Below are 767 nucleotides of genomic sequence, written 5' to 3' on the forward strand. Positions count from 1 at the left end.
ATCGGCCAGGCGCTGGAGATGATCGCCCGCGGCGACCTCACCGTTCGCTGCGCCGATCTCGGCCAGAAGTATGCCGCCCTTCGCGACAACTTCAACGATGCGCTGTCGCATCTCGAAGCCGCCATGGCCAAGGTCAGCGCCAAGGGCACCGACATCGGCACCAGCAAGGAAGAGATCCGCCGCGCTTCCAACGAGCTGTCACAGCGCACCGAGCGCCAGGCCGCCAGCCTGGAAGAAACCTCGGCCGCTCTCGACGAACTCACCGTCGCCGTCCGTCAGACGGCCGATGGCGCCCATGAAGCGAGCAAGCGCGTCCACGCGGTCAGCACCGAGGCAACGCATAGCGATGCGATCGTCACCCAGGCGATCGAGGCGATGAGCGGCATCGAGAAGTCGTCCTCGGAGATTACCAAGATCATCGGCGTTATCGACGAGATCGCCTTCCAGACCAATCTGCTGGCGCTGAACGCCGGCGTCGAGGCAGCGCGTGCCGGTGAATCCGGCAAGGGTTTTGCGGTCGTCGCCCAGGAAGTGCGCGAACTTGCCCAGCGTTCCGCCGCTGCGGCCAAGGAGATCAAGGACCAGATCGCCCGCTCCTCCAGCCAGGTGGATCACGGCGTCCGTCTGGTCGGCGAGGCCGGCGAGGCGCTGAAGCGCATCTCCGACCAGATCAAGGCTGCCAACGAGATCGTTGCCAAGATCGCCCACAGCGCCTCCGAGCAGGACACCACGCTGCGCTCGATCTCCTCGTCGATGAACCAGCTCGA

Annotated in this window: 1 protein-coding gene; it reads left to right on the forward strand. The window is 65.3% G+C overall.

The annotated features are described in order from the left end of the window. A partial coding sequence (locus tag HX899_RS33055; protein WP_246697236.1) for a methyl-accepting chemotaxis protein occupies positions 1 to 767 on the forward strand: 767 nt, incomplete at both ends.

It is taken from the genome of Rhizobium sp. WYCCWR 11146 (assembly GCF_013591995.1).
GTDB classification, from domain to species: Bacteria; Pseudomonadota; Alphaproteobacteria; order Rhizobiales; family Rhizobiaceae; genus Rhizobium; species Rhizobium indicum.